The 12,415-nt window shown below is 70.8% G+C and carries 11 protein-coding genes and 1 pseudogene; 6 read left to right on the forward strand and 6 right to left on the reverse strand.

Annotated features, from left to right (window positions below; all coding sequences use genetic code 11):
* The first annotated feature begins 75 nt into the window (after positions 1–75).
* The 5 genes from STRCI_RS22670 to folE all read left to right on the forward strand — a co-directional run bounded on the left by STRCI_RS22670 (position 76) and on the right by folE (position 6,002).
* A complete protein-coding gene (locus tag STRCI_RS22670; protein WP_269660790.1) occupies positions 76–1,209 on the forward strand; it encodes a zinc-dependent metalloprotease in 1,134 nt (377 codons plus the stop codon).
* Positions 1,210–1,402: 193 nt separating this feature from the next.
* Positions 1,403–2,428, forward strand: coding sequence for a tRNA lysidine(34) synthetase TilS (tilS, locus tag STRCI_RS22675; RefSeq protein WP_269660791.1), 1,026 nt, complete (start codon positions 1,403–1,405; stop codon positions 2,426–2,428).
* Between the two features lie 50 nt (positions 2,429–2,478).
* Positions 2,479–3,039: a hypoxanthine phosphoribosyltransferase gene (gene hpt / locus STRCI_RS22680; protein WP_269664621.1), complete on the forward strand. Its 561-nt coding sequence runs from the start codon at positions 2,479–2,481 to the stop codon at positions 3,037–3,039.
* A gap of 183 nt (positions 3,040–3,222) precedes the next feature.
* Complete coding sequence (ftsH, locus tag STRCI_RS22685; protein ID WP_269660792.1) at positions 3,223–5,256, forward strand: ATP-dependent zinc metalloprotease FtsH; 2,034 nt, start codon at positions 3,223–3,225, stop codon at positions 5,254–5,256.
* Between the two features lie 140 nt (positions 5,257–5,396).
* Entirely contained in the window at positions 5,397–6,002 is a 606-nt protein-coding gene (gene folE, locus STRCI_RS22690) for a GTP cyclohydrolase I FolE (RefSeq protein ID WP_269660793.1), read from the forward strand.
* 29 nt (positions 6,003–6,031) lie between these two features.
* Here folE and STRCI_RS22695 read toward each other — a convergent pair whose 3' ends face one another.
* The 6 genes and pseudogenes from STRCI_RS22695 to STRCI_RS22720 all read right to left on the reverse strand — a co-directional run.
* Complete coding sequence (locus tag STRCI_RS22695) at positions 6,032–6,520, reverse strand: DUF3180 domain-containing protein (protein WP_269660794.1); 489 nt, start codon at positions 6,518–6,520, stop codon at positions 6,032–6,034.
* 61 nt (positions 6,521–6,581) lie between these two features.
* Positions 6,582–7,193 (reverse strand): 2-amino-4-hydroxy-6-hydroxymethyldihydropteridine diphosphokinase, encoded by a 612-nt coding sequence (gene folK / locus STRCI_RS22700; RefSeq protein WP_269660795.1) that lies wholly within the window; start codon positions 7,191–7,193, stop codon positions 6,582–6,584.
* Positions 7,190–7,549: a dihydroneopterin aldolase gene (folB, locus tag STRCI_RS22705; RefSeq protein WP_269660796.1), complete on the reverse strand. Its 360-nt coding sequence runs from the start codon at positions 7,547–7,549 to the stop codon at positions 7,190–7,192. Before folB ends, folK begins: the two co-directional genes overlap by 4 nt.
* A gap of 247 nt (positions 7,550–7,796) precedes the next feature.
* Positions 7,797–8,300 (reverse strand): nuclear transport factor 2 family protein, encoded by a 504-nt coding sequence (locus STRCI_RS22710; protein WP_269660797.1) that lies wholly within the window; start codon positions 8,298–8,300, stop codon positions 7,797–7,799.
* Positions 8,297–9,223, reverse strand: coding sequence for a dihydropteroate synthase (folP, locus tag STRCI_RS22715; protein ID WP_269660798.1), 927 nt, complete (start codon positions 9,221–9,223; stop codon positions 8,297–8,299). Before folP ends, STRCI_RS22710 begins: the two co-directional genes overlap by 4 nt.
* Before the next feature lie 277 nt (positions 9,224–9,500).
* A pseudogene (locus STRCI_RS22720) lies at positions 9,501–10,733 on the reverse strand (phosphatidylglycerol lysyltransferase domain-containing protein); the annotation flags it as partial.
* 267 nt (positions 10,734–11,000) lie between these two features.
* On the opposite strand from STRCI_RS22720, the gene STRCI_RS22725 reads away from it, so the two are divergent.
* Entirely contained in the window at positions 11,001–12,377 is a 1,377-nt protein-coding gene (locus tag STRCI_RS22725) for a hypothetical protein (RefSeq protein ID WP_269660799.1), read from the forward strand.
* Positions 12,378–12,415: the final 38 nt, after the last annotated feature.

Genomic DNA, 12,415 nt, shown 5'->3' on the forward strand with positions numbered 1-12,415 from the left:
CCGGCGCGAACTCGCCCGGACCCGGCCGAACTCGACGCCCTGCCCACAGCCGCAGCGCTCACGTACGGTTGACGCATGACGAGCATCGGTGGTGCGGCAACTCCTGGGATGGTCGACTGGAATCTCGCGGTGGCGACCGCGACCCGGCTGATGCGGCCGGGCCCCGAGGTCAGCCGCGATGAGGCCCGCGCCGTCGTCGCCGAGCTGCGCCGGCACGCCAAAGCCTCGGAGGAACACGTCCGGGGCTTCACTCGTCTGGGCACCGAGGAGACCCACGACACCCCCGTCCTCGTCGTCGACCGCCCCGGCTGGGTCCGGGCCAACGTGGCCGGCTTCCGGGAACTGCTCAAACCGCTCCTGGACAAGATGCAGGAGCGCCGCAGCGACACCCCCGGCGGCGCGGTCCTCGGCGCCGTCGGCGGCAAGGTCACCGGCGTCGAACTCGGCATGCTGCTGTCGTTTCTCGCCTCCCGCGTCCTCGGCCAGTACGAGACCTTCGCCCCCGCCACCCGCGAACTGCCCGCCGGCACCAACGGCGGCGGCCGCCTGCTGCTCGTCGCGCCGAACATCGTGCACGTGGAGCGCGAACTCGACGTACAGCCCCACGACTTCCGCCTCTGGGTCTGCCTGCACGAGGAGACCCACCGCACCCAGTTCACCGCCGTGCCCTGGCTGCGGGACCACCTGGAGGGTGAAATCCAGTCTTTCTTGGGGGAGACCGACGTCGACCCCATGACCGTGCTGGAGCGCATCCGGGAGGCCGCCCAGTCCCTCGCCGGGAGCAGGCCCGAGGGCGAGGAGGACGACGGCGGACGCTCCTTCGTCGAGATCGTGCAGACCCCGGCCCAGCGCGAGATCCTCGGCCGCCTCACCGCCGTGATGTCCCTCCTGGAGGGCCACGCCGACTTCGTGATGGACGGCGTCGGTCCGGCCGTCGTGCCGTCCGTCGCCGAGATCCGCGAGAAGTTCCAGCAGCGCCGCGCCAAGGGCGCCTCCCGACTGGACCTGGCTCTGCGCAAACTGCTCGGCCTGGACGCCAAGCTCCGCCAGTACCGCGACGGCGAACGCTTCGTGCGGGCGGTCGTCGACCAGGTCGGCATGGACGGCTTCAACCGCGTGTGGACCTCCCCCAACACCCTCCCGACCAAGGCGGAGATCGCCAAACCGGCGGACTGGGTCGCGCGGGTGCACCGCAAGGCCGAGTCGTGACCCCCCCCGGGAACGTCGTGAAACGAATCCGGCCGACGGCAGGCGAACGCCCCTTCAATCACCCGTCCGAGGGACCGTGAGCCATGGGTAGGCGTGCAATGCTCGGGGAACCGCCCGTTTCTGTCACCATCTACACACTCTGAGTGACCGACATCGGGTTCACCCCCCGAAAACTTCATGAAGGGAACCGGACATGGGTCCCCATCCTGCGGTCGCGGCGATACGCCTGGCGGTCCGCCGCGTCCTCCACGACATCCTCACCGAACACAGTGACACCTCCTCCGACACCCCGCCCGAGCGCCCGCCGTCGCCGCTCGTGCTCGTGGCGTGCTCCGGCGGCGCCGACTCCATGGCCCTCGCCTCCGCCCTCGCCTTCGAGGCCCCCAAACTCGGCATCCGCGCGGGCGGCATCACCGTCGACCACGGCCTCCAGCCCGGCTCCGATCTGCGCGCCGAGGAAGTCGTCCTGCGCCTGCGCGAACTCGGCCTGGACCCCGTCGAGTCCACCGCCGTCACCGTCGGCCGCGAAGGCGGCCCCGAGGCCGCCGCCCGGGACGCCCGCTACGCCGCCCTCGACGCCGCCGCCCAGCGCCACGGCGCCCTCGCCGTTCTGCTCGGCCACACCCGCGACGACCAGGCCGAAACCGTCCTGCTCGGCCTCGCCCGCGGCTCCGGCATCCGCTCCCTGTCCGGAATGGCCGCGGTCTCGGGGGCCGACGGCCGTTATCGGCGCCCCTTCCTCGGACTCGACCGGCAGACCGCCCGCCGCGCCTGCATGGTCCAGTCCCTCCCCGTCTGGGACGACCCCCACAACGCGGACCCCGCCTACACCCGCTCCCGCCTGCGCCACGAGGGCCTGCCCGCCCTGGAGAAGGCCCTCGGCAAGGGCGTCGTCGAAGCCCTCGCCCGTACGGCCCAACTGTCCCGCGACGATGCAGACGCCCTCGACGCCTGGGCCAGTCAGGCCGAAACCGCCGTACGCGACGCGACCGGCCTGCTGGAGTGCGCCAAGCTCTACGCCCTCCCGCCCGCCGTACGCCGCCGGATCCTGCGCCGCGCCGCCATCGAGGCCGGTGCCCCCGCGGGTTCGCTCTTCGCCCGGCACATCGAGGAAGTGGACCGTCTGATCACCGGCTGGCGCGGCCAGGGGGCCATCAATCTCCCAGGCAAAGTCGTCGCCCAGCGTCAGGGTGGCAGACTGGTGATTCGGCAAGGCTGAATCCGCACCCCCTTCCCGGGGGCGGACAGCCGGTGGGACGACCGAAAGTGATGCGGGTGGACGCGAAAGACATGGGTGCCGACCTCCAGCAGGTGCTCATCACCAAGGAAGAGATCGACGCGAAGCTGGCCGAATTGGCCGCGAAGATCGATGCGGAGTACGCGGGCAAGGACCTGCTCATCGTCGGCGTGCTCAAGGGCGCGGTGATGGTCATGGCGGACCTCGCCCGGGCGCTGTCCACCCCCGTCACCATGGACTGGATGGCCGTGTCCTCCTACGGCGCGGGCACCCAGTCCTCCGGCGTGGTGCGGATCCTCAAGGACCTCGACACGGACATCAAGGGCCGGCACGTCCTGATCGTCGAGGACATCATCGACTCCGGCCTGACCCTGTCGTGGCTGCTGTCCAACCTCGGCTCCCGCGAGCCCGAGTCGCTCAAGGTCTGCACCCTGCTGCGCAAGCCGGACGCCGCCAAGGTCGCCATCGACGTCGAGTGGGTCGGCTTCGACATCCCCAACGAGTTCGTCGTCGGCTACGGCCTCGACTACGCCGAGAAGTACCGCAACCTCCCGTTCGTCGGTACGCTCGCGCCTCACGTCTACGGCGGCTGAGCCAGAAGGGCGACGCTTGTAGGACGATCGGGAACCCCGGCGCGGTTCGCGCCGTTGGAGCATGCAGAGACGGGATTGCCAGCCGTCCCGTGCGGCTTCGCGCGAATGCTGGGGTACCGTCAGAAGAACTGTCTTATCAAACTCACTATGGCAGGAGGGACGGGGCGACACCGCTCCGTATGGATGGACGTGAAGCGATACTTCCGTGGGCCGGTCATGTGGATCGTGCTGGCCGTCCTTGCCGTGGTCGTGTTGATGCAGGTCGTCGGCTCGTCCGGCGGCTACAAGACGGTGGACACCGGCCAGGTCGTCCAGGCGATCAATGACAACAAGGTCGAGTCGGCAAAGCTGACCACCGGTGACGAGCAGACCATCAAGGTCCAGCTCAAGGACGACGAAAAGATCGAGGGCAGCTCGAAGATCCAGGCGAGCTACATCGGCGACCAGGGTGTGACCCTCGCCAACACCCTGCAGACCAAGTTCCAGGACAAGCAGATCCCGGACGGCTACACGGTCTCGCCGACCAAGCAGAACGCTTTCGTGAGCATCCTGCTCTCGCTGCTCCCCTTCGTTCTCATCGTCGTCGTCTTCCTGTTCCTGATGAACCAGATGCAGGGCGGCGGCTCCCGAGTCATGAACTTCGGGAAGTCCAAGGCCAAGCTCATCACCAAGGACACCCCCAAGACGACGTTCGCGGACGTCGCCGGCTCGGACGAGGCCGTCGAGGAACTCCACGAGATCAAGGAATTCCTCCAGGAGCCCGCCAAGTTCCAGGCCGTCGGCGCCAAGATCCCCAAGGGCGTACTCCTGTACGGCCCTCCCGGCACCGGCAAGACCCTGCTCGCGCGTGCCGTCGCGGGCGAGGCCGGCGTGCCGTTCTACTCGATCTCCGGCTCCGACTTCGTCGAGATGTTCGTCGGCGTCGGTGCCTCCCGAGTCCGTGACCTGTTCGAGCAGGCCAAGGCGAACGCCCCGGCGATCGTCTTCGTCGACGAGATCGACGCGGTCGGCCGCCACCGCGGCGCCGGCCTCGGCGGCGGTCACGACGAGCGCGAGCAGACCCTGAACCAGCTGCTCGTCGAGATGGACGGCTTCGACGTCAAGGGCGGCGTGATCCTCATCGCCGCGACGAACCGGCCCGACATCCTCGACCCGGCTCTGCTGCGCCCCGGCCGCTTCGACCGCCAGATCGCGGTCGACCGCCCGGACATGCAGGGCCGTCTGGAGATCCTCAAGGTCCACCAGAAGGGCAAGCCGGTCGCCCCGGACGTCGACCTCTCGGCGGTCGCCCGCCGTACGCCGGGCTTCACGGGCGCGGACCTTTCGAACGTGCTCAACGAGGCGGCGCTGCTGACGGCCCGCTCGGACAAGAAGCTCATCGACAACCAGATGCTCGACGAGGCGATCGACCGCGTCGTGGCGGGCCCGCAGAAGCGGACCCGGATCATGTCGGACAAGGAAAAGAAGATCACCGCGTACCACGAGGGCGGCCACGCCCTGGTCGCGGCGGCCTCACCGAACTCCGACCCGGTCCACAAGATCACGATCCTGAGCCGCGGCCGCGCGCTGGGCTACACGATGGTGCTCCCGGACGAGGACAAGTACTCCACGACCCGCAACGAGATGCTGGACCAGCTCGCGTACATGCTGGGCGGCCGCGCGGCCGAGGAGCTCGTCTTCCACGACCCGACCACGGGCGCCGCGAACGACATCGAGAAGGCCACCACCACGGCCCGCGCGATGGTCACGCAGTACGGCATGACCGAGCGCCTCGGTGCGATCAAGTTCGGCGGCGACAACACCGAGCCTTTCCTCGGCCGTGAGATGGCTCACCAGCGCGACTACTCGGAAGAGGTCGCCGCGCTGGTCGACGAAGAGGTCAAGAAGCTCATCGAGACGGCGCACAACGAGGCCTGGGAGATCCTGGTCGAGAACCGCGACGTCCTCGACAACCTGGTCCTCGCACTGCTGGAGCGGGAGACGCTGGGCAAGGAGGAGATCGCCGAGATCTTCGCCCCCATCGTCAAGCGCCCGCCCCGGCCCGCCTGGACCGGCTCCTCCCGCCGTACGCCGTCCACCCGTCCGCCGGTGCTCTCCCCCAAGGAGCTGGCCCTGACGAACGGTGCCAACGGCGCGACTCCGGCGATCAGCACCGCCAAGTCGACGGTGACGGAGCCCGTCACCGAGCCCGCTCCCGAGGAGCGGCCGGAGAGCTGACCCGTGTCCCGGTGATCCCACCGGGCCCGGAATGGATGCCGCGTCCCCCTGGTTTTAGCCTGGGGGGCGCGGCATTTTCGTATGCCCGCAGTTCAGACGCGTGACCCACACGCGCCACCCGTACAGGAACGAGGCACCACATGACCGACCCCGTGACGCTGGACGGCGAGGGCCGCATCGGCGAGTTCGACGAGAAGCGCGCCGAGAACGCCGTACGCGAACTGCTGATCGCGGTCGGAGAGGACCCGGACCGCGAGGGGCTGAAGGAGACGCCGGGGCGGGTTGCCCGGGCGTACAAGGAGATATTCGCGGGGTTGTGGCAGCAGCCGGAGGATGTGCTGACCACGACGTTCGACCTCGGGCACGACGAGATGGTGCTCGTGAAGGACATCGAGGTGTACTCGACCTGTGAGCATCATCTGGTCCCGTTCCGGGGCGTGGCGCACGTCGGCTACATTCCGGCCACCACCGGCAAGATCACGGGGCTGTCCAAGCTGGCCCGGCTCGTCGATGTCTACGCCCGGCGGCCGCAGGTGCAGGAACGACTCACCACGCAGATCGCGGACTCCCTGATGGAGATCCTGGAGCCGCGCGGTGTGATCGTCGTCGTGGAGTGCGAGCACATGTGCATGTCGATGCGGGGGATCCGGAAGCCGGGGGCGAAGACGCTCACCTCGGCGGTGCGCGGTCAGCTGCGGGACGCGGCGACCCGGGCCGAGGCGATGAGCCTGATCATGGCGCGCTGATGTTCTCTTTGTTGCCGGCGCGCTGACGCCTAGGCGACCGGTGCCGCCCCCGTGCCGTCGTGTTCGTCGTCCTCCGGGAGCTTGCAGACTCGTTCCAGGAAGATGGCGGAGGCTATGACGGCGATGCCCGCGACGACGGAGAAGGCGGCGTAGATGGCCTGGTCGCGGCGGGCGGGGATGTCGAGGGTCTCCAGGAGGAAGACGCCGGTGCCGCCGTACATGCCGGCGACGAGGGCGGCGACCAGGGCGCTGGACTGGCCGAAGACGACCGCGCGGGCGGCCATCAGGGGGTCGACGCCCTTGGCGCCGGGGCGGCGCTCACGCTGGGCCTTGAGGCGGGAGCGGATCGACAGGGCCGTGGCCAGCAGGACCGCGGCGATCAGTGCCAGGACGATGGGGGCGGCCAGGGGGACGCTCGGCAGGGTCCCGATCGAGTTCCAGAGGCGGGCGCCCGCCCAGGACAGGATGCCGGCGACGATGAACACGCCGGCCAGCACCCTGATGCGCAGCTCTCTCACGGTGTCCCTTCAGCTCCCCCGGATCCCCACGGACTGTGGTCGATCGTCTTGACCTTAACGACTACTCGGGCAGCCGGAGTTCCAGGTCTCCGCGGGGACTGACGCCTTCCCGGGTCAGCGTGCCGAGCAGATCGGCGACTGTGCCGCGGCCGGGGAGCTGGGCCCCGGGCTCCACGTCGTGCCAGGGGGCGAGCACGAAGGCCCGCTCGTGCGCGCGCGGGTGGGGGAGGGTGAGGGTGGGGTCGTCGGAGACGACGTCGGCGTAGGCGACGATGTCGACGTCCAGGGTGCGCGGGCCCCAGCGCTCGTCGCGGACCCGGTGGAAGGCCTCCTCGACCGCGTGGGCCCGCTCCAGCAGGGAGGACGGGGGGAGCGTGGTCTTCAGGACCACGACCGCGTTGAAGTAGGAGGGCTGGCTGCCGTGCTCGACGCCCCACGGCTCGGTCTCGTAGACGGGCGAGACGGCCTTGATGCGGACGCCCGGGGTGTCCTCCAGCGCGTCGATGGCGCCCTGGAGGGTCTCCAGGCGGTTGCCGAGGTTGGAGCCGAGGGAGAGCACGGCGCGCTTCGGGTTGTGCAGGGTGGTGTCGGCGGCGTCGACCTTCTCGACGACGGAGGCGGGTACCGGCTGTACGGTCGGGTCGCTCTGCCCCTCGGTGAAGAACGCGGTCATACTCGGCTCCGGATGATGGTGACGGTCACGTCGTCGAAGGGGACGGTGATCGGCGCGTCGGGTTTGTGGACGCGGACCTCGACCTCCTGGACTCCTTCGTGCTTCAGACAGGCCTGGGCGATGCGCTCGGCGAGGGTTTCGATGAGGTTGACGGGCTCGCCCTCGACGACGGCCACGACCTCCTCGGCCACGATGCCGTAGTGCACGGTCTTCGCCAGGTCGTCGTCGGCGGCGGCCGGCCGGGTGTCCAGGCCCAGGACGAGGTCCACGATGAAGGTCTGGCCCTCCTCGCGCTCCTTGGGGAACACCCCGTGGTACCCGCGGGCCTTGAGGCCGCTCAGCGCGACACGATCCACGCGAATCACTCCTGCAATCGTCGGTAATGGCCGGTCCGTACCGTGTGCGGGCGGCACACCGGCCTCGAACGAATCTACCTGCGGGCACTGACAGGGCCGTTCCACGGGGGCGGGGCCCGCGCCGGGGCCAGGAGGTTTCATCGGCTGTTTCCCCTGGGGAACCCGGCGGCTCACGGGTTGGTAGCCGCCCCTACCCAGGGCCGCGTGATTCCAACCACTTGTTGGTCCCTGTGGGGCGCCTACCCACTCAGGAGGGTGAGTCGTCGCTTTCGTCCTCGTCGGTTTCGGCCAGAACCGGTGAGGCGTGATGGGACCAGAGTTTCCAGCCGCCCGGGGTGCGCCGGAAGACATTCGTGGCGACCACGAGCTGTCCGACGAGAGGGCCGAGCTCGTCGCCGCCCTCGGGTGCGGGGCCGCCGCTGAGGATGTTCTCGGTGCAGGTGACGAGCGCGGTGTCGCCGGTGACCGAGACATGCACATCGGTGAGGAAGAACTGGATGTATTCGGTGTTCGCCATGATCAGCGCGTACGACCTGAGGACCTCGCCGCGGCCGGTCAGTACCGGCCAGCCGGGGTGCACGCAGGAGATCACGCCGGCATCGGCCGGGTCGTGAGACGTCTCGTCGACGCCGAGGTCGGCCGGCGTGAGCCAGAGGGAGGTCAGCTCCTCGAAGTCGCCGCGCTCCATCGCCTCGTAGAAGGCGGTGTTCGCGGCTTCCACCTGCTCTACGTCGGTGTGTGGGGCGCTCACCGGGCTCCTTCGGGGGAGTGCGCACCCCGCTCGGAGGTGTGCGCGCCCGGCGCGTGTGCCGTTCCGCGCGCTCCTTCCACGGCGCGCGAGACCCGTACCGCGTCCGCCGTCGCGCGCACCTCGTGCACACGCACCGCCCACGCGCCGGCGTGCGCCGCGAGCGCGGAGACGGCGGCCGTGGCCGCGTCGCGCTCGCGCGCGGGCGGCGGCGCGGCCTCCGGGCCCGCCAGGACCCGGCCGAGGAAGCGTTTGCGGGAGGCGGCGACGAGCAGCGGGTGGCCGAGAGCGAGCAGCCGGTCGAGGTGGGCGAGGAGGACGAGGTCGTGCTCGGCGTCCTTGGAGAAGCCGAGGCCCGGGTCGACGACGACACGGTCGGGGGCGATGCCGCCCGCCAGAACGGCCTCCACGCGTGCGTGCAGTTCGTCGACGACCTCGGTGACGACGTCGTCGTAGACGCCCTTCACATTGCCGCCCGCCAGGAAGCCGCGCCAGTGCATCACGACGAAGGGGGCGCCGGCCGCTGCGACGACCGGGATCATCGCGGGGTCGGCGAGGCCGCCGCTGACGTCGTTGACCAGGGCGGCGCCGGCCGCGAGGGACTGTTCGGCGACGGAAGCGCGCATGGTGTCGACGGAGACGGTGACGCCCTCGGAGGCGAGACCGCGGACGACGGGGATGACGCGCTTGAGTTCCTCGGCCTCGTCGACGCGGGTGGCGCCTGGGCGAGTGGACTCGCCGCCGACGTCGACCAGGTCGGCGCCCTCCGCGACCAGGGCGAGGCCGTGCTTGACGGCGGCGGTCGTGTCGAACCAGCGGCCGCCGTCGGAGAAGGAGTCGGGGGTCACGTTCACGACTCCCATGACCGCGCAGCGGTCCCATTCAGGAAGGCCGGTCACGCGCCCGCGTCCGCTCTGCTTGCTCATATGTTCAGCGTAGGCCCAGGGCGGGCCGGGGTCGGTCGCACGGTGGGTTGCGGGCGCCGGTGGCGGGGTCTGCGGAGGCGTCGCCGCTCGTGCTGCGGCCCGGACGGAAGCCCCGGGGGCGGGGGGTAGGGGGCTTCCGTCCGGGCCTGTCCGGGTTACGCCGCGCGGACGGTGGCGTCCGTCGTCGCGCGGGCGCAGGGGCGTGCGGGTGTGGTGCGGCGGCGCAGAGGGCGCGGAAGGGGGAGTGCGAGGCCACGGCGATGCCTTCGGTCCGGAGGGCGGCGCGGTGGATTCGCTCCGGCTCGGCAGCGCCGAGGTCACGGACTCGTCGTACCCGGGTTCGGTAACCGGCTCGCTCGATGCGCTTGGCCGTCTGCCGCGCGTTGCGCATCGCGCGGCCGGCGAGGGAGAAATCCCCGACGGCCACCACCGCCTCGTCGCCCGGTCGGAGGGCGTCCAGGCCGGTCTCGCGGGTCCAGACCTCGCCGCCGGTCGCGGAGCAGCCCGTGACGGCGGGGGTCCAGGAGCGGGCCTTGGCGACGTCCATGAAGCGCTCCATGGCGCCGGGCCAGGCCTCCATGTCGCCGATCGGGTCGCCGTTGGCGAGCATCACGCCGGAGACGACGCGGTAGGTCACCGCGGCCTTGCCGCTGGGGGAGAAGACAACGGCCTTGTCGCGGCGCAGCGCGGGGTGGCAGAAGGAGTCACGGTGGCCGTGCTTCGCCAGCAGGGCCCGCAGCCGGGTCTCGTCCTCCTCGGTGCGGCGGGCGGCCGGGTGTTCGGGGCGGAGGGCGAGGTAGAGCGTGGTGACGGCGGTGAGCAGGCCGAGGGCGCCCAGGGAGGAGGTGACCGTCCAGGAGGTGGTGCCCTGGTAGTAGACGGGGCCGTCGAGGCCCAACAGGCCGTACAGGACGTGGGTGATGCGCTCGGCCAGGCTCGGGTTGCCGATCAGGGTCCCGGGGTGGGCGCTGACGATGACCAGGCCGAGGGCGAGGGAACCGGCGCCCATGAGCACGAAGTTGGCGAGCGCCCGCCAGCGGCTGCGGGGGTCGGGCGGCGCCGCGAACCGGTCGCGGTGACGCAGCAGCACGGCCAGCAGGACGAGCGGGATGACGGCGCCCAGCAGGGAGTGCCGGTAGCCGAACTGCGCTACGGCACCGGCCGGGAGGAGGACCGCGGCGGCTCGCCACGCCCGGCGCTTGCCCCGCGTGAGGCTGTGCGCCAGCAGCAGCAACAGCACGCCCGCGCTGAGCGAGAGGGCGGCCGCGAACGGGCCGAGTGCCTCGGGCAGCACCTCGGCGACAGTCTGCACACGGCTGTGCGGGGAGTGCGGGGAGTGCGGGCTGTGCGGGAGGACGACCGCGGCAATGTCCAGGAGTCCTACCAAGGCACAGGTTCTGCCGACGAGAAGGGGGACCGCCTCGGGGCGCGGGCCGCGCGGGAACCGGCGCCCACGGTCCGGTGGCCGCGGAACCCTGCCCGACTCTTCGTCATCCGTCCTGACAGACATCGCATCCCGTAGTTCCGCGAGAGACCTTGAACCCGGTGCCGATTCGGGCATCCGGCGACATTGCGCCCTCTAGGACGGTGTCTTGGCGGGCGAGGTTCATTCGCTTCGCCAAAGCAGGCGCCAAGGCCGCGGAAAGCCCTTGCTGAGGCGCTTCTGAGGCTGGTCCTCATCTCGATTCGGGATCGGAATTCCGTGAAGGCCTGGGGATGGCTGTGTTTTTACTGCGCGGGCCACCAAGATTCGCCTACGCGCGGTAAGTTTCTGGCCATGCCACGTGGACGTCACCGCCATTCCCCGCCTCTGCACAGGCTGCTGCCCCCGTCGGCCATCGCAGGCGTCTCCGTCGTCTGCGCGCTCGGCCCCTGGGCGTTCTCGGAGCCGTTGGTGCTCCGGGGTCTCGCCGCGGCCGCCGCGGCGACGGCGGTCATCGGCGCGGTCGTCATGCGCCGCTGGGACACCCAGGCCGGTAAGCGCGTCGCTGATCTCGTACGCGCGCGTGCGAGTGACGAGTGGCGCTTCGAGGAGCGGGTCGCCGAACTGGAGACCGACCTCGACGAGTCGCGTGAACTGCGCGGCAAGCTGGAGCAGCGGCTGCGTGCCAAGCGCGCGGAGCTCGCGGGGCTGCGCAACGAACACGCTTCGCTGCTGCGGCGGTACGCCACCGCAGAGACCGAGCGGGCGAGCGCCCTGGAGGGGCGCCGGCTGCTGGAGATAGAGGCGGCGGAGCCCGCGCGGGCGTTGCCGCCGGGGCCGGTGTCGACGGCGGACGAGGCGGATTCGGAGCCGGACGAGGGTTCGGCCTCGGCTTCGGTTGAGGCTTCGGCTTCGGCTTCGGAGGAGGCTGGGGCCGTGGCAGCTCCGGCGGTTGAGGCCGACGCCGACGCGGAGGTTGAAGTCGACAGCGATGTCGACGCCGAGGACGAGGCGTCCGAGCCGACGACTCCCGCGATCTTCTCTCCCGAGGGGTCGCGGCTGTTCCTGCGCGCGCGTGCGGCACTGTCGAAGCTCGACGGGGAGGAGCCCCCGAAGCCCAAGGGCGACGGTTCGGCGCAGGACGACGGTGAGCCTCAGGGGGACGGCGAGGCGAAGGGGGACGGTGCGGTGAAGGCCGCCGTCCCCGTGTCGGTCGGTGCCGAGGCTCAGACCTCGGCCGACGCGCAGGCCGACGTGCCCGCGCAGCACAACGGCTCCTCGAACGACCGGGCCGTACAGGCCGGTTCGGTCGCGCAGGAGGACGAGGCGCAGGGGAAGCCCGAGGCGGTCGACGGGCAGGAGCATGTGCGCGCGGCCGCCACCACCACGGGTAAGCCGGCACTGCCCGCTCAGCAGCCCGCCGGACACTTCATCGCGCCGACCGCGGTGGCCGTCGTACCGTCGACGCCCGCGCGGCGCCCGAAGGTCGAGGGCGGCTTCGACTTCTTCGGTACCCACAAGGGCGATGCGCCCGCCCTGGAGGACGTGCAGAACGAGGACCTCGCCGACGTCGTCGGGCAGGAGGCGCTCGCCCTGCACAAGGCCGAGTCCGAGGCGGAGTTCAAGCCAGTGGACGAGGGGTCCCGCGGCATCGGCCAGGTGATCGACCTGACGGCGCACGACGAGACCGAGCAGATCGACGTACAGGGGCTGCGCAGCGCGGTGTCCTGACGCCGGGAGCGCTCAACCGGGGGTCGGCCTCAGGGCCG

Source organism: Streptomyces cinnabarinus, assembly GCF_027270315.1.
Lineage (GTDB): Bacteria > Actinomycetota > Actinomycetes > Streptomycetales > Streptomycetaceae > Streptomyces > Streptomyces cinnabarinus.